The organism is Acinetobacter sp. SFB (genome assembly GCF_001647545.1).
Classification (GTDB): domain Bacteria; phylum Pseudomonadota; class Gammaproteobacteria; order Pseudomonadales; family Moraxellaceae; genus Acinetobacter.
In genome coordinates this window covers 528,140-546,666 of the sequence record NZ_LSZH01000001.1, presented here as the reverse complement: position 1 = coordinate 546,666, position 18,527 = coordinate 528,140, and the positions used below count along the sequence as shown (strand labels likewise).

Genomic DNA, 18,527 nt, shown 5'->3' with positions numbered 1-18,527 from the left:
TAATGACTGAAATAAAGATTAAACGTTATCTTGAGGTGAAGTTTAGATCTTTATTTCGGTATTTATGAAGGTATTAAAAATGGCTAAATAGTGATGACTTAAAACGATGCCAATTTTTGCGAACCAATCCAGTGTTTTGAAAACTGATAGGCTGCACGCCCCGAACGCTGTCCACGAGCCTGAGACCAGCGTAACGCCTCAGCACGGGTAAACTCATCCATTGGCATATTGGCCTTTGATAAATAATGCTCAACAATTTCTAAATACAAATTTTGATCCATTGGATAAAATGACAGCCACATGCCAAAACGGTCAGAAAGTGAAATTTTTTCTTCAATCGCTTCTTGTGGGTGAAGCTCAGTATATTGCGGCACATCTACACGCGTTATTGGGGTGTTTTCATGCATAAACTCAGGCAGTAAATGGCGGCGGTTACTGGTGGCATAAATAATAAAATTACTTGAACCGGATTGTAATGAGCCATCTAGAACACTTTTTAAACTGCGATAGTTTTCATCTTCTGCGTTGAAGGCTAAATCATCACAATAGACAATAAATTTTTCCGGACGGTTTTCAATCAGCTTCTGAATGATAGGAAGGTCAGACAAATCATCACGTTCAATTTCAATTAAACGTAAACCTTCTGCTTCATATTGAGTAAGTAGGGCGCGCACAATGGAAGATTTACCTGTACCACGTGAGCCGGTAAGTAAAACATCGTTAGCCGGCAAACCCTTCAGAAATTGCAGAGTATTTTGAATCACTTTTTCTTTTTGTCTTTCAATACCTTTTAAATCATTCAAATACATTTTTTTAGGCTGTTGAATGGCTTTTAATTGTTTGTCTTGCCATTTATAAGCAGATGCTGAAAAGTCAGTTTCTTGTTTCAGTTCTGGTAAATTTTGCTGTAGTTGTTGGAGTACAGTAGAAAGTGCTTGTAAGATATGATCAGGTAAATCAATTGTTGCCATGATTGTTCAGCTTATACGTGTAAAAGTAAAAGGGTGGTTTTACTGAAGAACTGTATATGAATTAGTCATGATTTGCTAATACAATAGACATTTTTGCACCGATATTCCACCGAGTATTCTGTCAATGTCATGTATGATAACCTATCATAAGATGCAAATAATAATGAAAGTGTTTGAGGGATAGATATGCTATTTAAAGATTTCACACAGGATATTAATCCACATCAAGCCTATCGCATAAAAAAATTAAAGCGCCAACTTGAAACAGCTGAAACATATGAAGAATGGAAAAGCCTAGCATTAGAAATAGATGAAGAAACCGGTGCGCAAGAATGGAAATATGATAACTGTTCACCTTATTTTGATGCTGAAATTATTGCCGAGCGATTAAGCCGGTTAAAACGCTATCGTTTCCAGAAACGTACTGAAGATATCATGTATATATTACGTGAAGGTTTAACCTATGATATCGCCAATATTGCAAATCCGATGTTATTTACCGCCACATATGTGGGAACGAAAAAAATCATAGAAGATTATGTGGAAGAAGTCAGTGAAAGTCTGGCCTACATTGCTTCAGATAATTGTTCTTGTTTATGTCTTGCTGAAAAAATTGAATTTTTTCAGCATTGTAAAAAGGCGTACGGCCAGCCTGCTATCATGTTTTCAGGTGGTGCGACGTTGGGATTGTTTCATACAGGTGTATGTAAGGCATTGCTTGAACAAGATTTAATGCCAAAAGTGCTATCTGGTTCGAGCGCGGGTGCAATTATGACGGCCATGTTGGGAACTTCAAAACCGTCAGATATTTCAGGTCTTTTAAATGGTGAGAACTTTTTTAGTGAAGCTTTTCATTTTCGTAAATTTAGCGAAATTTTAAAGGGCAACGGTGGTTTTGCCGATGTGATGTACCTAAAGAAATTCTTGATTGAAAATTTGGGTGATGTGACCTTTGAAGAAGCATTTAAAATCTCTGGCTTACATATTAATGTGGCTGTTGCCCCGTATGATGCTTCACAAGAAGCCCGGATTTTGAATGCCTATACTTCGCCAGATTTGCTGGTTTGGAGTGCAGTATTGGCCTCCTGTGCAGTTCCTATTTTATTTCCACCGGTTAAATTGACCAGTAAACGTCAAAATGGTCAATTAACGCCTTATATGGCAGACACACGTTGGGTAGATGGCAGTGTACGCAGTGATTTCCCTCAAGAAAAAATGGCAAGACTGTATAATTTAAATTACACCATCGCAAGTCAGGTTAATCCTCATATTGTGCCGTTTATGCAAAGTGATGCAGAACGTCACCGTCGAGATCTGTTGAGTTGGCCAGAACGGATTATTCGTCGTCAGGGGAAGGTGATTAGCAAAGGCATTATGGACTTTACCCGTGATCGGGTTGGAAAAATCCCCCCGGTTCGACGATTGCTTGATCATGGTTTTGGTGTGATTGATCAAGGTTATTATGGCGATTTAAATATTGTCGGTGATTATAGCTTGCGACACTACAGTTATATGTTTCAGAACCCGCGACCATATTTGTTCAAATTATTACAACGTGAAGGTGAGCGGGCGACGTGGCCTAAGATATCTTCAATTGAAATGCATGCCCGGGTAGGGAAAACCATCCAGCATTGTTTGGAAATTTTAAATTATAAACATGATCCAGAGCAAAAAGCCGCAGAATTTATTGCAGTTTAAAAAGGAAGATTTTTCTTCATTAAACTTAATACTTAAAACTAAGCCTAAAAGTCTAACTTTTGGGCGTTTTTTATATACCTTTGAACATCAGCAGCAACACTACTGGTTAAAAACTCAAGCACTCAGCACAAATCAAAGTTATGAAGCAGGGTTTTTAAATGAGTTGGCTTTTTATCAGCAATTTGTAGAGCAACGCAGTTCTTCCAACCTCATGCCTGATTTTTTATTACCCTTTCAAGTGATTGCTCATTTAAAAACTGATAGGCAAGCGGAGTCGGGGAGAAGCCCTATTTTGATTTTAAGTCATGCTGAATCATTCTTTAGTGATTGTTCTGATATGTCGCTAAATGAGATTAAAAAGACGCTGTTAAAAGTACTCGATGTATTGGATCAATTACATCAGCTTGGCTGGATTCATGCCGATTTAAAGCGAGAGCATTTTGTTCAATACCAGCAGCGCGTATGTTTGATTGATTTTGAACAGGTTGAAAAAGTCAATTTATCCCAAAAAATGCAAAGCCTGACCGCAACTCCACGCTATATGGCACCTGAACTTTTTCATGCAGCAAAAAAAACCATACAAACTGATATTTATGCTGTAGGGATTATTTTTTATGAGTGGCTTACAGGGCAGCGTTTAACTGCAGAAAATTATCAAGATTGGGCATATTTACATTGCCAGCGTTTAAGAATTGAACTTCCAGAACATTTATTAATATTTAAAAAGCTTTTATCGGGGATGTTGGCAAAGCAAAAAGAGCGAAGATTTACCGATATTTACACTGTAAAACAGTGCTTACTCACTGAAAATGTTCAATAAAAATACAAAAAAACCACTTTTGTTTTTTATTTAAACAAACAAGTGGATTTTTCATAAAAAGGTCTTGTCATCAGGAAACGATCTCTATAATATACACAGCCATTGGGGACGTGGCGAAATTGGTAGACGCACTGGATTTAGGTTCCAGCGCCGCAAGGTGTGAGAGTTCGAGTCTCTCCGTCCCCACCAATTATTATCAAACTTGTTTGGTAATAAGGCTGTAGAGGATTGGTGTAATGGTAGCATGACGGTCTCCAAAACCGTTCGTCAAGGTTCGAGTCCTTGATCCTCTGCCAAGTTTTAAAAAATCTAACACTATGTTAGTACCCTGATGGGGACGTGGCGAAATTGGTAGACGCACTGGATTTAGGTTCCAGCGCCGCAAGGTGTGAGAGTTCGAGTCTCTCCGTCCCCACCATCAAGATATTGAAGCAAGGTTTCTACCTTGCTTTTTTATTGTCTGGAAAAAAGTGAAAGATAAAATAAAAAAGCCCAAAAGAGGGCTTCAAAAGTTATTTCTAAAAATATATTTTAAATAGGTTGTTTTTATCTCGATTCAAACGTGAAATATATTTTTAAGCTTTTAGGTGATCCTCGAATTCTTCACCAAGTTGCATAGCCAGTGAATTACCGGCCAAATCACAGGTAACTAAGCCATATTCTTTTTTAAAACTAAAAGTGAAGCCACGATTATCGGTTAATGTTCTTACTGAATATCCTAATTTTTCTAGCCAAATGCGAAACGCAATTAAATTTTTTGCCTTAACAACTTTCTTCACGAGAGAACTCCTTGTGTATATTGGATACATTACAGTATTAAATTAATAATAGGGATGCAGGTTTTTTTTTAAAGGGTCGCTTTGTATTGTTTTTTATAAAATAAATATTACGTATATTTTTTATGCTTAAAAAGACCAAATAATATCTAAAATCGAAGTCAAAATTTAACCAAATACTGAGATAATTGTTCTTATGAAATTGATTTATATAAAAATTTATTGATTGTTTGGGTTTTTAAAGGTGGAAATATTTATACACAATTTTCAATGTAGCTTAAATGTATTTATATTTGAGCTGTCTTTGGAGGATTATTTAGAAATACTGAGCTGAAGCGGGAAATCATTATCATTTTATAAGCGACTAAAAATGAGTCAAAAAAAATCACAATGCTTCCGATATTAAAAAAAGATAAGATAAACTGTATCTCCGCCATGCCGAGGGATTTTTGAATTCTGGCAGATGTGTAATGTTTATTAAGATGATGATTATATTGAAATGACGATAGACACAATTGAACAAAATGTATTGAATCAAATTCAAAATATGCAGCAACAAGATTTAGTCCCTGTTGCTGTCATGTTAGGACATGAAGATTGGCTGGTCTTTGCGGAACAATCAAATGTGTCTTATACGCCTTTTGGCAGTGCCCGACGTTATCAACCTGCTTTAGGTGGTTTGCTCTTGGTTCGGGTTGATGAAATGAATATGACTCGTGTGGTGAGTCAAATTGAGCTAGATGCTTATGCGCAAACACATCAGATTTTATAAACCTTCTATATTTGCCTCATATTAAAAATCATCTTTTAACTCTCGCAGACGTTGAAATTCATCAACGCTTTCAGCCCTTAAGAACGGATTGGTGTCCAACTCCAATTCAATAGTACTCGGTAGTGTACATTGACCGAGCATACGTTGAGTTTCAACTTTTTCGAAACGCTGTTGAATCGCCAGATTGTCCGGTTCCACGTGCAATGCAAATTTTGCATTGGAAAGGGTATATTCGTGGGTGCAATAAACTTTGGTTCGGGCAGGTAAAGCAGCTAAGCGATTAAGTGAGTGATACATTTGCTCATATGTGCCTTCAAAGACCCGACCACAGCCCATCGCAAACAGGGTGTCGCCGCAGAAAAGAACATCTAAAGCATCAATAAAATAGACGATATGTCCTAAGGTATGCCCCGGTACGGCAATGACCTCTATATCTAAATCGTGGAAAGTAATATGAGCTTCGTGTTGCAGGGGATGGCTGATAAAAGGAACTTTACTTAATTCTTCACGTGGACCATAGACCGGGATATTACGATTGAGCAAAAGCTCAGGTACACCACCGGTATGGTCTTTATGCCAATGGGTCAGCCAGATCTGACTTAGCTTTAAATTGTTTTCTGCACAATATGCCTCTACCAAATGCGCTTCAGTGGGATCAATTGCGACAACTTGCTTAGTCGGCGTATGTTCCAATAACCAAATATAGTTTTGTAGTTGATTTTTGACATCAATCATATGGATTTGAAAAGTCATGAGATAGGCGATCAATGAGAGAGATATCAATAAGCTATCGTTAATGTCGATTTTTTGCCAGTAGAAGGTTGCAAATCCATCATAAAACTTAATTTCAATAAAGTAATAACTATCTGTATTTTGTAAAAATGATCGATAAAATTATTTTTAATTCTTTTTCTATATCCAAGTTTTCAATTGGTAAAATGACCGCAAATAAAATCAGGTAAATGAAGATGAAAATGTATCAGGTGGATGCGTTCACCCATGAGCTGTTTAAGGGAAATCCTGCCGCTGTGATTGTGACTGAGCAATGGTTAGATGAAACTTTGATGCAGAATCTTGCATTGGAAAACAATTTGTCTGAAACCGCCTTTGTGAAAATCATTGATGCAGAGAATTATGAAATCCGTTGGTTTACCCCAACCACAGAAGTGGACTTTTGTGGACATGCCACATTAGCCAGCAGTTTTGTGCTGTTTAAAGATTTTACCTCGGCAAAAGTCATCCAATTTCATGTGAAAAATTTGGGCGTTTTTGTGGTCACAGAAGCAGCTGATGGCAAAATCAAAATGAATTTTCCTGTTCGCCGTGCAGAGAAAATTGAAAGTTATCCTGAAATTTTAAATCAAGCTTTAAGCAAGCCCTTTAAAAATGTCTATTTGAATAGCCAAGCCTATATTGTGGAATATGAAAATCCGCAAGATGTTGTTGATGAAACTCCAAATCTGGCATTGCTCAAACAATTGGGGCGCATTCGTACGGCAATTACAGCGCAAGGAACATGTATGGATTTAACCTTGACTGCACAAGCTGAGCAATATGATTGTGTTTCACGTTATTTTGCGCCTGCCAATGGCATTGATGAAGACCCGGTGACCGGTTCAATTCATACCGCCATTGCACCGCTATGGGCTGAAAAACTGGGTAAAAGTGAAATTTTGGCTTATCAGGCATCAAAACGGGGTGGTGAATTGTATTGTGTGATACTTGAAAATGAGCGCATCGAAATTTCAGGTTATGCAAAGTTGTATATGCAGGCAGAGCTGTATCTATAAAATATGTAAATAAATTTGCTACACAGCCGTTGAAATAAACGGCTGTTTTTTCAAAAAACTACTACTAAAACTCAAATGCATTTTCTAAGATGGCGTGGGTGATAAAAATTCATAGTGTTGAATAAAATTGGAATAATTATGTTAATGCGGTTTAAACAACTTACCATCTCTTTATTATTGGTTGGCTTTAGCGCAACCGCTTGGTCACAGCCTGTTTTAGTAAAATCGCAACAGAAGATTGAGGAATATAAATTAGATAATGGTTTGCGCATATTACTTGCGCAAAATGACAAAGAAAATAAAGTATTTATGAATACCGTCTATCTCACAGGTTCACTCAATGATCCACAAGGCAAAGGGGGATTGGCGCATTTATTAGAACATTTGGCATTTAAAGGCACGCAAAATATCAAAGGCGAAGAATTCCAGCGCCGTCTGGATCAATACACCTTAATGACCAATGCCAGCACCGATTATTACTCGACTAAATATACCAATATTATTCGCCCAGAACAGAGTGCCATTAATGAAGTGATTTCTCTCGAAGCGGAACGAATGGATAAACTGGTGCTGCAAGAAAAGTTTGTACCTTCTGAAATTTCAATTGTGAAACGGGAACGTGAAGTTCGAATGGACCAACCTTTTTCGGTCCTGATGGATCAAATGTGGAAGTCGGCTTATGGCAATCAATATCTGGGGCGTTTACCGATCGGAGACCTAAACGAATTACAGTCTATTAAAATGGGTGAGCTGAATAAATTTTACCGTACTTGGTATGCACCGAATAATGCAGTCATGGTGATTTCAGGTAAATTTGATAAAGCAGAAGTATTAAAACAGATTGATAAGCGTTTCAGCCCAATTGCGGCACGCCAAGTTCCAGCACAGATTAAAGTTCCTGTTCTTGATTCAGCCAAAATTAAGAACAGAAACTTTCTGGTACAAAAGGGCAGTGATCTGGCTAAATTCAATATTTATCTGAATGGCAAAAATGAAAAGATCAAATCTGCACTGGCCTTAGCACCGTCTTTATATACCATGCAGCCAAGTGGACATCTCTACCAAAGTATGGTGGAAACAGGTGTAAGTACCGGAGTTCAATCTACGACCTGGTTAGATCAGGACTTCAATCTGGTTTTCATGGGTGCTATTTATGCCCCAAATGATGATGCGAAGAAAGTCCAATCTGAATTGGTGTCAGGAGTAGAAAAAAGCAAGCCATTTAATGAAACCGAGCTGAATAGGGTCAAAAATCTGATTCAGAATCAGGCAGACAACATCAAGAGTAATGCCACAGCTTTGGGCGGACGTTTGAGTGATTATTACGTCTCTTATCAAGGCAATTGGTCACAATATTTTACTGATCTGGATAATGTTAAAAAATTGAGCCTCTCTGAAGTCAATCAAACTTTAACCCAGTTCTTAGTGCCCGAACATCGTATTTCAGGGGATATCACACCCACACCTGAAGATCAGAAAAAAGCATTAGAGCAAAAACAGCCAGCTGATCAGCCTAAAACGCTTGATCAAAGCGATGTAAAAGAAGAGCCGTTGAAAGATAGCAGTGAATATAAAAAAGAGGTTGCTGAATATGTTAAAACCTCGAAACAGTATTTAGTTGATACTGAGAAGAAAATTCAACGCGGCAGCTTAAAGAATGGAATTAAATACGCGTTGTATCCAACATCGACCCGTGATGACAAAACCTATGCCACCATTTCTGTCGATTTCGGTACGGAGAAATCGCTGTTTAATAAAGGTGAAGTCCTTGATCTGATGGCGTATTTATTATTACGTGGATCAGACCAATATAGCTTGCAAGATATTGCCGATAAATCAATTGAAGCCGGTGGTGGCGCCACTGCAACTGCATCAGCCAATAGTATTACCATTCAGATTGTGGCGAAAAAAGAAAAGTTTGATGATTATTTTAAATTTATGCTGCAGGTGTTGAAAAAGCCGAAGTTTGAACAGTCACAATTTGATTTGATTAAATCGCAAACTTTATCTGCATTGGATCGTCCTTATACCGAGCCTGAAACTGTTGCGGCGCTGACCATGACCCGACTGCTTGAAACCTATCAACCCGGTGATTTGCGTTACCATTTTGAGCCTGATCTTGCCAAGCAACAAATTAAAGCTGCAACGGTTGAGCAAGTGAAGAAATTGTATCAGGATTTCTTCATTAGCAATCACGCACAAATCGCGATTACCGGTGATTACCAAGCCCAACCCATGCTCACATTAGTTCAAAAGGAATTTGGTGATTGGAAAGCACAACTACCATATCAACGTCTAAGTTCTGATTATCAAGCCTATCCGGCACAGAAAATTCATACTTTATCCGAACAACGTGAGTTCGGCAGTTATCAATCTATTTTGACTTTTCCAGCCGGTGCAAATCATGCCGATGCTACAGCGTTAATCGTATTCAGCTATATTTTAGGTGACTCACAACTCTCTTCACGTTTAGCACAAGAATTACGTGAAAAAAATGCCCTGGTTTATGGTTTTGGCAGTAATGTCGAACTGGATGACTGGATTGATTCAGGTGCGCTAACCATTGAAGCCAATTACACGGCAGGTAAATCGGCTCAAGTTTCACAAGGCGTGCGTAAAGTTTTAAATGACTTGCTAACGAAAGGGGTAACAGACCAAGAACTGGAAGCAGCCAAAGCCAATATCCTGAAAAAACGTGTTACGGCTTTGGAAGATGAGCGCAATATTCATCAAATGTTAACGCCACAATTGGAACGTGATCGTGACCTATTGTTTCGTGAAAAACGTGATCAGGCGCTAGCAAAATTGACCAAAGCTGATGTTGATAGCGTGATCAAAAAATATATCAAGCTGGATCAGCTGGTTGAAGTTATGGCGGATCAATATGGGAAAGCACAAAACAAGTCATAATTCTTAATTTAAACCTTTATATATGAGTACCTCTCATCTTAAAAGGGGCACTAAAACTTCTTCCTTTTAGAAAGCTAAGAAATGTTATTTCGCAAAGGGAGAGGTTTTTAGATTTTGCTGAATTGAGTAAAACTATAAATGATAAAACTGCTTCGCATTGTGATGAAAGACTTGTTCTAAGGCATTCGGGTCATAGGCGACAACTGCATCACTAAAGGCATCAATAATATTCACCAATGATGAGCTGACACGATCCATCGGGAAATTGGAAGCGAACATCACCCGATATGTACCGAAACAGTTGAGTACATGGCTAATCAGTGGCATGGCTAAATCATAAATTTCCTGTTTGTTGGCGAGTCGATCTTGCTTATGGAATTGATGGCCTAAAACAGGCATTAACAAGCCTGACATCTTGGTATAGACATTTGGGCACATAGCAAGTTCGGCAATATCTTCTTGCCAACGCATGAAAATGTTTTCACGGGCTATTTTTGTTAGTCCGGTCAGTGTTCCGACTTGACCGAAAATTCCCGCAGGTGTTCCAAAATGATCTAGCACAATCGGGGTTTCAGGGAATTGTTTGGCTAAGGAAATGAGGTCATTCAATTGCGTTGAATAAACCCAGGCATCAAAGGTCAAATTATTTTGCGCTAAGATCTCAAAACCTTTAAGAAATTGTTTATTCAGATATAAATGGGGTTCATCTGCCCAGGCATGAATATCCTTGTCTTCATGCACCGCGGCCATTTTACGAATGCCTTTAAAACGCGGTGAGGCCTTTTGGTGTAGCTGTAAAATTTTCTTAAAATTACTATCTCGTGGATCTGCTGTGGCCACAATACCGCCCAGTTTCACCGTCCCTTGGTTAAAAGGCAGAGATTCAATAAATTTTGTTTCGCCTATCACCCCTTTGCCTTTATTTTTATGCCAATTGGCTTCTACATGGATCACCTGTTCGACCTGATAATGTCCAATATCTTGCATATAATTTTCAGGTAAATAGGGCGCGGTAATATGGTTGGTGAGTCCGACCGTTTCAATGAGATCATCTGACTTCACCAGACGTATAAATTTATCCAGCAGATAAGGATGCTTGCCCAATAATTTAACTGCCAAAGCCGCTGCATGGGGCGTGTTATACGGATCCCATTGGTGAATGTGCGAGTCAATAATTGCAAAGTCCAGTTGTTGCATATTTTTCCTTAATTCAGCAGCTCTCTGTTATCACCATACTGCAAAGTGGCATGGCTTTGAATGACCTTTTATCCAAAAAGAGGGGCGTAAAAAAAGCCCTTTCGGGCTTTTAATCGACTGATCAGTGTTTATGCTCAGGATCATGCTTATTGGCATGAAATTCTTCGTTATGACGGAAGCGAAGATAGTTTTCAAACTGTTCACAATATTCGTCATAGTTGTCTTCAAGCATCATCTGAAACTGCTGCATGATGTAAGACATAACTTGGTCTTTGGCATCACGCATTTCATTGCCATCTTTAAAGTTGTTTGCTGCAACCCAGGTATTAAAGCGAGCAGTACCAAACAGCATTGCAGCACTGACTTGACCGCGCATTTCAGCAGGTTTCACTTGTGAACCTTTTTCAACCCGACAAAACTCATTGGCTTGTTTGATAAATTCATCAGCACGTTCAAAAAAAACAGCATTTAACGCTTCTTCTTCGGTGACATCTGTTGCTTCAATCTTTTGAACCATGAACTTTTCCTGCAAAAACGATCTAATGGCATATTATAGGCAAAGCCTTGCAGAAACTAAACCTTTGGATTAATCTAAAAATAGCCTAAGCGTGAAAATGGATAATCCAATGCAAGATGCCATTGCGGTACAAAGTTTAAAAAGTGACATTGCCTTATTACGTCAAAACATTTGGCCACCTGCAAACTTGGCCAATGTGGAAGGCTTGCCGATTTATTATGGCTCGAAGTCAGAAGTCGCAGAATATTACCGACAATGGACGGGCCTGATTGAGAGGGCGCAAGATCTGTTTCAACCTTTTATGGAGGATGAAACCCTCGATGCGGTTCATTTACCCAGTCATTTAAATTTACCGTTATTTTATTTTCATGTGGATCGAATCCGGATTAATAAAACCCGTGCCAAAGAGTCGAAAACTTTTCGTGGCATAGCGAGTCTGATCGATAAATGCGGGCAATTTGAGCCAGAGCAAATTCAAGCCATGAGACTGTGGCTAGACAGTGATGATACCGCTGTCCTGGTTGCACACCGTGAATTTATTGATTTGCGTACTTATGTGTTCCAGCATGGGCAAAGTGAATACACGCGTACCCGATTTTATGTGAATGGCATTGTACTCAGTACCGAGCCACATTTTGAATTGGTCGATGCCCGGGATAAGCCACGTAAACAACGTAATGACAGTTATAGCGATCCCTTGGCGGATAATGACACCTGGAAGATTTTTGGTAAATATCGCTAATCTGGTGTGACATTAATCAAGATTATCTTCCTCTTACCAGAAAGTCTCGGTTTTAGAAAAAGTGTCTAAATGTTCTTGAGCTTGTTGCAGGGTGTATTTTTTCTCATTTGCAATCCAGCCCAAGATGAACCATGCTTTTTGCTTCCGCTTGACAATGTCTTGAAACATAGCCTCAGCCACATTTAAATCGTTATAGTGGCCCAAGCTTTCTTGAGCAGGTTTTAAATCTTTTAAGTAACTTTTTACATCTTTGCTTGGGTAGAGCGAAGCAATAAATTCGACGCAATAACGTAAGCGTTTGATCCGTTTACGGGTACGGTGCCGTGATTCAATATCCAGTTCTAAAAATTGAGCGGCATCTTTGCAAATTTGTTGATGCAATTTCTGAAGTTTTTTTGCGATATCTTTTTTTAATGTGGTCTTTTGCTTTTTTGCGCAAGGCTGATGCACGAGTTGTAGTAAAGCCAATAATAAGTGAACCGAATTAGCAGAGCGTAAAGATGCATCAATCGGAATGCTGTTTTCTTCAGGGAGGTTTGGCAGTTGCACAAACGGTGCTCCAGCTGCTTCAAGCTGAGGTAAAAGCCCTTCGCTTAAAGCATCGCGGTCTCGGGTTGAACCGAGTTGACGAAATAAGGTCGTTAGTTGTTCTTGCCAATCAGGATCGACATCTGTTGACCAGTCGCCGAAAACACGTAAGGCACTTCTTAAACGGCGAATCGCGACACGAGTTTGATGAACATGCTCGCTACTATAGTATTCTGAAGAAATGGCGGAAGCATTGGGTAAAAGATGGCGCAAGGCATTATTGACGATCTGTTTTAATGCACTATCTATGGAATCTTTTTGATTTAACTGTAAGGGACTTGCAAACTGGGCCGGTGAAATTTTTAAATCCTGGGCAAGTAAATCTCCACGTTGCGCTTTGCTTCTGACATCTAGCCATAAATGATATTGTTTGACCCAGGGTTGAATAAATTTGATTAAGTCTTGTATAGATCCTTGTTTAAGCTCAAATTCAATCTCGTAAATCGCTAATGACTGATCATCATGGCGAATCTCGCCGCGATCTAAACTGACTTCAATTTCTGCACAATTATAATGCACCACATAAACCAGACGTTCGACATCCGTTTCAAATTGCTTGATTAGGTTTTTAACCTGTTTGCCTAATACCTGTTGCAGCAACTTTTTTGCTTCAGGATAAGCATGATAAATTTTGAGATCTAATTCAGGTTGATCTACCTCACCTAAATCAACCTCTAATTCAAAACGTTCTAGGTTGTGACTGCTGGGAGCTTTTAACGTTTGTATCCAGTGCGAGTCTTCAAGACGCTGACGCAATGAAATATTGTGTTGGGCTAAATGCCGTTCGGGCGTGTCATAGTATTGTGCAGATAAAGAAATCGGACGAGCATTTTTGGACAAAAATAATTGATGAATTTGTTTTTGATGTGATAGAGGAATCTGAAATTTTAATTCTACTTCGAGCATGTTAAAACTCCTGATACTTTACAATCAAAGTTGTGATGACTTCGAGTTTAAGCCAGACGGCAAAAAAGAGTAGTGGAGTTTTGCGCGAAATTAAGCAAAGTCTATGCAGGATATTTCATAACAATTGTTGAAATATCCTGCGCTACGCTTTAATTTTGCCTGTTACTTAATGAATTTACGACTGATTAAAAATTGTTCTGTCGCTTCAAGTAAATTCTGTGCATAAACTTCCTGTTTGGCTGTCAGCCAGCCCAATACAAACCAGTCACTGGCCTCAAGTTCAGTTTGCTGAATATAATCCGCAGAGGATGCCAAAATTTGATATTCACTTGCGGCAAGTTGTGCATCATTTAAAGCTTTACTGTATTTCTGTAAATTTTTGACATCATAAATAGAAGTTAAAATAGGAAAACTAAATTTCAATTCATGAATTTTAGTGGCTAATTTATCCAAGCTTTCAAAATCAGTAATGTCTGCACTGGTTAAACTGTCTTGTAATTGCTTATATTGATTTTGCAAGGTATTTTGCGCAAACCATTTCAAGTCATGATCCTGAGTCTTTTCTTCAGTGTCTAAACTAAACATGAGTAATTCTAAATAGTGATGCACATTTTGAGTTGAGCGAACCAAATTAGATAACTTTTCTTTGGCATATAGAATATCTTTAGTTAAATTTGATGCGGTATTGGGGTTCTGTAAAAAAGCTCCCAAAGTCGTCTGTATATGTTCCAAATGCTGCAAATGATCAAATTGCTGCTTGAATGCACCGAGTTGCATGGCCCATTTGTCTGAGACAGCCTCATTCCAGTCTTTAAATAACGATAGCGTCAAATTCAAATGATCTAGAGCAATTTGCGCTTGCTGAATATGTTCTTTTTCAGAAACCACCGCCGAAATAGCGGCAATATTAGGCAGTAAATGCTGTAATTGTTGAGCAATCAATAAACGTAAATTTTTATTGGCTGGGTCTTTTTTGCTTAAAGTGAATTCTTTGGCTGATTTTGTTGGACTAACTTTTTGAGTCGTCGCCAAAAGATTACCGATCTCGGCTTTACTACGAACATCGAGCCAGAGCTGGTATTTTTTAACCCATTCAAAGCTGAAGGCCAACAGTGATTGTACAGAACCTGCCTTAAGTTCAAATTCGACTTCATGCACTGCATTTTGCGCAGTTTCAGTTCGTACTTCACCCACATCTAGACTGACTTCAATGTCAGTCTCTTGGAACTGAATCACGCGGAAGGTGCGTTGAATATCCGTCTCAAATTGTAATTTAAGTGGCTCTTGTGAATCGCCTAAAGCATTTTTTAAGATTTGCTGTGCTTCAGCATCATCCTCATAAATACTTAAATCAAGCTGTGGCGCCTGTTCAAATTCCCCAAGGTCATAATTATGCTCAAAGCGGTGTAAATGACTTTTCCCGGCAGCTTTTAAGGTTTGAATCCAACGTGTACCTTCCAGCCGTTGGCGTAGGGCAACACCATGTTGGGAAAGCAGGCGCTCTTCAGTGTCGTAATATTTTGCTTTAAGTTGAATCATTTCCGATTTTTTAGGATCTAAAGCTTTCAGTAAAGCATTACGTCTTGTTTCAGGAATTTGAAATTTTAATTCAACTTCGACCATGATCTTTCATCCTAATTTCTGACGTTATTTCAGCAATGAAATACGTCCTCTTTACGGTACAAATGCGTTATGAAATCTGTTCTTTTATAGCGCTGGAATTGTATTCTGCATTTTAAGTCCTCGATTGTAACGAAAATGATTTTTGATGTAAGACTTGACGAGGCAATTCTTAAGTAAGCGCTTTTGAAATGAACAAAAACGAATAACAAACAAAGCTTTTATTTGGACAAAATATACGCTAACGTAAATAAAAATAATCGGGATCATAACAATGAATGGACTTGTAAAGCTAAAATTCGAACATCCTCTAGAACCGGAATTTCAGCTTCCGATTCAAGACTATCATGAATTTTATCGGTTTTATTTGACCGAGCATCGCAATATTACCAGTCGCCGTTTGCATGTATTTGGAAGCAGCGTCGGTGTATATTTCTTTACTCAGGCAATTCGCCACAGGAAACCAAAATATTTGGCTTATGGTTTATTGTCTGGTTATGCCTGTGCATGGGTGGGGCATTTTATGTTTGAGAAGAATAAACCTGCCAGTTTTAAGCAACCGCTGTATAGCTTTATCTCGGATTGGCGTATGTTCTCTGATGTGCTACGCGGAAATTTGAGTTTAAATGATCGGTCACTGGATAAAATCCCAAGTTAATGGATTTAAATTTTTAGGCAATAATCGTTGCACAATTAAAAACAAAATTTGACTAAAAGGTAAAATAATACAAAATTTAAACCGCTAAGACTTGCAAAAAAAGAGCGAATATTCTATTAATGATGTTGTGCTTATTTAATTCCTTTCTCGGATTGAATAAACCATGTAATTTTTAAGTTTTCCAAGCCTGGAGCGACCTTTCTCCGGGCTTTTTTTATGGCTTTATTTAAATTGAATTTAAATCTGAATTTAAATCTGAATTTAAATCTGAATTGAAATATAGATACTACTCTCTAATCGTGTCTTTACTTCCCATAGCGCGTTTTATAAAAATGGATTAGAAAGTCAGATCGTTGTTGTAATTTTTATATTTTATTGACTGTTATTTTAAGACGAATTAAATCGTTTTAATGTCCATATGATCGATCAATAAAACTAGATGTTTTTTACTTGATCAGAAAAAATATGAAAATGATGATCAACTGCCAATTTTTTGAGAATTTACCGCTAGCAATTCATTTGTATTTGCATGATATGCGCTGAATCTCGCTGTTGATATGCATATAATAAGACAGTTCTCGTTTTGGCAGTTTTTTATGCGCGGTTTATATTTAATTACTAATGATGATCCTGTAGAGGTTTTATTGGCGAAGTTGGAAGGTGCAATGGCCAATGGTGGCATTGCGGTGTTGCAGTACCGTCGTAAAAAAGTCGCCAAAGAAGACCAAATTTACGAAATCGAGTATATGAAAGCCATGTGTGCTGAATACGGTGTACCTTTCGTGATTAATGATGATCTTGAAATGGCGGTCAAATACGGGGTAGGTGTGCATCTGGGGCAGGGTGACGGTTCTATTGTTGATGCTGTTGCACGTTTGCCTCAAGGCGTGTTAATAGGCCGCAGCTGCAATAACTCGCTTGAGCTGGCTGAACAGGCGATTGCAGAGGGTGCAAATTATGTGGCATTTGGTGCAATCTATGCCACCGATACCAAACCAGAAGCAGGTAACATTGGCTTGGAGACCTTAAAACTGGCCAAAGAAAAACTCAATGTACCCCTCTGTGCAATTGGCGGTTTAACGGTCGAAAATTCCAGAGAAGTCATTGAATCAGGTGCAGATTATTGCGCCGTGATTAGTGATATATTGGGACTTCCCATGTATGCCATTCCTGAACGTTTAGATGAATGGTCTGCGCTTTTTCAAGCTACAGCATAAAATATTTTTGATAGATTTAATTTTTAGTCGAGTGCCTTCATGAGCTTATCTCCAAAGCAAGAACAATTGTTCAAACAAGCCAGTAAACATATTCCAGGTGGAGTGAATTCCCCGGTACGTGCGTTTAATGGGGTGGGTGGTACGCCTGTATTTATTGAAAAAGCCAAAGGTGCGTATTTGTTCGATGTTGATGGTAAACGCTATGTCGATTATGTGGGTTCATGGGGACCGATGATTTTGGGTCATGCACATCCAGCGATTATTAAAGCCGTTCAAGAAGCAGCGGTTGATGGATTAAGCTTTGGTGCACCAACCGTTCATGAAACCACATTGGCGGATATTATTTGTGAAATTATGCCGTCCATTGAGTTGGTTCGTATGACCAATTCAGGTACCGAAGCCACCATGACCGCGATTCGTCTGGCACGCGGTTATACCGGTCGTGACAAGATTGTAAAATTTGAAGGCTGTTACCATGGTCACTCAGATTCGCTTTTAGTCAAAGCAGGTTCAGGTATGTTGACCAGCGGTGAAGGTGAAGCGACTTCTGCGGGGGTGCCTGCTGATTTTGCCAAGCATACGCTGACGCTTCCATACAATGACATTGCTACTTTAAAAGAATGCTTTGCAAAATTTGGTCATGAAATTGCCGGTGTCATTGTTGAACCTGTTGCAGGCAACATGAACTTGGTGAAACCGATTGATGGTTTCCTGCAAGCAATCCGTGATGTATGTGATGAACATGGGGCGGTGTTTATTATTGATGAAGTCATGACCGGTTTTCGTGTCGGTCTTGGCGGTGCGCAAGCGCATTATGGCGTAACCCCTGATTTAACCACATTGGGTAAAATCATCGGTGCAGGTCTGCCGGTGGGTGCTTTTGGTGGTAAACGTGAAGTGATGGAATGCATCGCGCCACTGGGTAAAGTTTATCAAGCGGGGACATTGTCAGGTAATCCGTTGGCGATGCGTGCCGGTATAGAAATGTTCAAACATTTACGTGTTGAAGGCTTCTATGAAAATTTAACTGCCCAACTTGCTAAGTTACTTTCAGGTTTGGAAGCAGTTGCGAAAGAAGCGGGTGTTGCATTTAAGACGCAACAAGTGGGCGGTATGTTTGGGTTGTACTTCACAGATCAAGAAGACATCACCAGTTTTGATTCAATGTTGAAATGTGATGTTGCTGCCTTCCGTAAATTCTTCCATGGCATGTTAGACCGTGGTGTGAACCTTGCACCATCTGCTTTTGAAGCAGGCTTTATTTCAGCAGCGCATAGTGATGAAGATATTGCTTATACGATTCAAGCTGCCAAAGAAACCTTTGCCGAAATGAAAGCTTAATATT

General features: G+C 38.9%; 16 protein-coding genes and 3 tRNA genes. 12 read left to right on the top strand and 7 right to left on the bottom strand.

The genetic code is table 11. The features are described from left to right. Nucleotides 1-98: 98 nt before the first annotated feature. The gene (locus AY606_RS02530) at nt 99-971 is read right to left on the bottom strand and encodes an ATP-binding protein (RefSeq protein WP_067864195.1); all 873 of its coding nucleotides are present in this window, start codon (nt 969-971) and stop codon (nt 99-101) included. Nucleotides 972-1,157: 186 nt separating this feature from the next. Between AY606_RS02530 and AY606_RS02525 the strand changes: the two genes are divergently transcribed. The 5 genes from AY606_RS02525 (at nt 1,158) to AY606_RS02505 (ending at nt 3,907) form a co-directional block, all read left to right on the top strand. After that, nucleotides 1,158-2,669, top strand: a complete 1,512-nt coding sequence (locus AY606_RS02525) for a DUF3336 domain-containing protein (RefSeq protein WP_067864192.1) — start codon at nt 1,158-1,160, stop codon at nt 2,667-2,669. Further along, nucleotides 2,659-3,489, top strand: a complete 831-nt coding sequence (locus AY606_RS02520; protein WP_249409207.1) for a protein kinase domain-containing protein — start codon at nt 2,659-2,661, stop codon at nt 3,487-3,489. Before AY606_RS02525 ends, AY606_RS02520 begins: the two co-directional genes overlap by 11 nt. A gap of 104 nt (nt 3,490-3,593) precedes the next feature. Beyond that, nucleotides 3,594-3,678 (top strand) — tRNA-Leu (locus tag AY606_RS02515). 33 nt (nt 3,679-3,711) lie between these two features. Next, nucleotides 3,712-3,785: transfer RNA gene (locus tag AY606_RS02510), tRNA-Trp, on the top strand. 37 nt (nt 3,786-3,822) lie between these two features. Next, nucleotides 3,823-3,907, top strand: a tRNA-Leu gene (locus AY606_RS02505). 157 nt (nt 3,908-4,064) lie between these two features. Here AY606_RS02505 and AY606_RS02500 read toward each other — a convergent pair. Next, the gene (locus AY606_RS02500; protein WP_067864186.1) at nt 4,065-4,268 is read right to left on the bottom strand and encodes a hypothetical protein; all 204 of its coding nucleotides are present in this window, start codon (nt 4,266-4,268) and stop codon (nt 4,065-4,067) included. A 496-nt stretch (nt 4,269-4,764) separates the two neighbouring features. Here AY606_RS02500 and AY606_RS02495 point away from each other — a divergent pair, with 496 nt between their 5' ends. Then, nucleotides 4,765-5,037, top strand: coding sequence for a hypothetical protein (locus tag AY606_RS02495; RefSeq protein ID WP_067864183.1), 273 nt, complete (start codon nt 4,765-4,767; stop codon nt 5,035-5,037). A gap of 21 nt (nt 5,038-5,058) precedes the next feature. Here AY606_RS02495 and gloB read toward each other — a convergent pair whose 3' ends face one another. After that, nucleotides 5,059-5,790, bottom strand: a complete 732-nt coding sequence (gene gloB, locus AY606_RS02490; RefSeq protein WP_067864180.1) for a hydroxyacylglutathione hydrolase — start codon at nt 5,788-5,790, stop codon at nt 5,059-5,061. Nucleotides 5,791-6,005: 215 nt separating this feature from the next. Between gloB and AY606_RS02485 the strand changes: the two genes are divergently transcribed. Together AY606_RS02485 and AY606_RS02480 are read left to right on the top strand one after the other, a co-directional pair. Then, a complete protein-coding gene (locus AY606_RS02485; RefSeq protein WP_067864177.1) occupies nt 6,006-6,827 on the top strand; it encodes a PhzF family phenazine biosynthesis protein in 822 nt (273 codons plus the stop codon). A gap of 138 nt (nt 6,828-6,965) precedes the next feature. Next, nucleotides 6,966-9,737: a M16 family metallopeptidase gene (locus tag AY606_RS02480; protein ID WP_067864174.1), complete on the top strand. Its 2,772-nt coding sequence runs from the start codon at nt 6,966-6,968 to the stop codon at nt 9,735-9,737. Nucleotides 9,738-9,869: 132 nt separating this feature from the next. Here the strand turns inward: AY606_RS02480 and AY606_RS02475 are convergent, their stop codons facing one another. Together AY606_RS02475 and AY606_RS02470 are read right to left on the bottom strand one after the other, a co-directional pair. Continuing rightward, nucleotides 9,870-10,934: an amidohydrolase family protein gene (locus tag AY606_RS02475; RefSeq protein ID WP_067864171.1), complete on the bottom strand. Its 1,065-nt coding sequence runs from the start codon at nt 10,932-10,934 to the stop codon at nt 9,870-9,872. A 121-nt stretch (nt 10,935-11,055) separates the two neighbouring features. Then, nucleotides 11,056-11,451 carry a DUF3144 domain-containing protein gene (locus AY606_RS02470; protein ID WP_067864168.1) on the bottom strand — a complete coding sequence of 132 codons (396 nt, stop codon included), beginning with the start codon at nt 11,449-11,451 and terminating at the stop codon, nt 11,056-11,058. Nucleotides 11,452-11,560: 109 nt separating this feature from the next. Here AY606_RS02470 and AY606_RS02465 point away from each other — a divergent pair, with 109 nt between their 5' ends. Continuing rightward, nucleotides 11,561-12,193, top strand: coding sequence for a hypothetical protein (locus AY606_RS02465; protein ID WP_067864165.1), 633 nt, complete (start codon nt 11,561-11,563; stop codon nt 12,191-12,193). 33 nt (nt 12,194-12,226) lie between these two features. Here AY606_RS02465 and AY606_RS02460 read toward each other — a convergent pair whose 3' ends face one another. Continuing rightward, nucleotides 12,227-13,687: a CYTH and CHAD domain-containing protein gene (locus AY606_RS02460; protein ID WP_067864162.1), complete on the bottom strand. Its 1,461-nt coding sequence runs from the start codon at nt 13,685-13,687 to the stop codon at nt 12,227-12,229. A 162-nt stretch (nt 13,688-13,849) separates the two neighbouring features. Then, complete coding sequence (locus AY606_RS02455) at nt 13,850-15,310, bottom strand: CYTH domain-containing protein (RefSeq protein ID WP_067864159.1); 1,461 nt, start codon at nt 15,308-15,310, stop codon at nt 13,850-13,852. A 271-nt stretch (nt 15,311-15,581) separates the two neighbouring features. On the opposite strand from AY606_RS02455, the gene AY606_RS02450 reads away from it, so the two are divergent. The 3 genes from AY606_RS02450 (at nt 15,582) to hemL (ending at nt 18,523) form a co-directional block, all read left to right on the top strand. Continuing rightward, nucleotides 15,582-15,965: an Mpo1-like protein gene (locus AY606_RS02450; RefSeq protein ID WP_067864157.1), complete on the top strand. Its 384-nt coding sequence runs from the start codon at nt 15,582-15,584 to the stop codon at nt 15,963-15,965. A 596-nt stretch (nt 15,966-16,561) separates the two neighbouring features. Continuing rightward, complete coding sequence (thiE, locus tag AY606_RS02445; RefSeq protein ID WP_067864154.1) at nt 16,562-17,182, top strand: thiamine phosphate synthase; 621 nt, start codon at nt 16,562-16,564, stop codon at nt 17,180-17,182. 39 nt (nt 17,183-17,221) lie between these two features. Further along, nucleotides 17,222-18,523: a glutamate-1-semialdehyde 2,1-aminomutase gene (gene hemL, locus AY606_RS02440; RefSeq protein WP_067864151.1), complete on the top strand. Its 1,302-nt coding sequence runs from the start codon at nt 17,222-17,224 to the stop codon at nt 18,521-18,523. Nucleotides 18,524-18,527 lie beyond the last annotated feature (4 nt).